The sequence below is a fragment of the Mycobacterium sp. E2238 genome (genome assembly GCF_001672665.1).
Taxonomy (GTDB): domain Bacteria; phylum Actinomycetota; class Actinomycetes; order Mycobacteriales; family Mycobacteriaceae; genus Mycobacterium.
Window position 1 is genome coordinate 1 of the sequence record NZ_LZKF01000126.1, and the last position, 504, is coordinate 504.

Annotated in this window: 1 protein-coding gene; it reads right to left on the minus strand. The window is 66.1% G+C overall.

All coding sequences use genetic code 11. From position 1 onward, the window contains the following. Nucleotides 1-77, minus strand: a 77-nt coding sequence (locus A5711_RS27565; protein WP_156624280.1) for a PPE domain-containing protein, incomplete at its 3' end; no start/stop codon positions are given. Nucleotides 78-504 lie beyond the last annotated feature (427 nt).

Consider the following 504-nt stretch of genomic DNA (forward strand, 5'->3'; position numbering starts at 1 on the left):
ATCAACGACCCCGACCCCGGACCGGCATAAATCCGCGCCGAATTAACCTCCGGCGGAAGCGCCCCAAAATCAAACACGAATTACCCCTTACCGCGTCGCAGCTGCATGAATGACCTCGAGTAGTGAAAGACGATAGAGCGCATCTGGCCCGCCCCCGGTCCCGCCGACCGGCTGATGTCAGGGCCGGCCGGGCGCGGGCGCATCGCCCGCGGCTGCCGCGCCCCGGTTGGCCGGAGTTGGCCAGGCGTTTGGCGTCCGGCCGTATGTCCGTCATGAGGTGGGAAAACAGTCTCGCGGTCGTCGCCCTCGCGCGACACCGGGCCAGCAACGGGGGGCCGCGCCGTCGTCGCAACCGGACTCAGCCGCAATCGGCTCTCCATAAAATCCCGACGCGGATAAAACAAGTGGGTTGTGTTCATATCCGCTGCTATCCGGCTGAGGGTGGGCGGGTTAGGACGCTGTAGCGGAAGCCGTATTTGTGGGAGTAGCCCGCGGCGGCGCCGG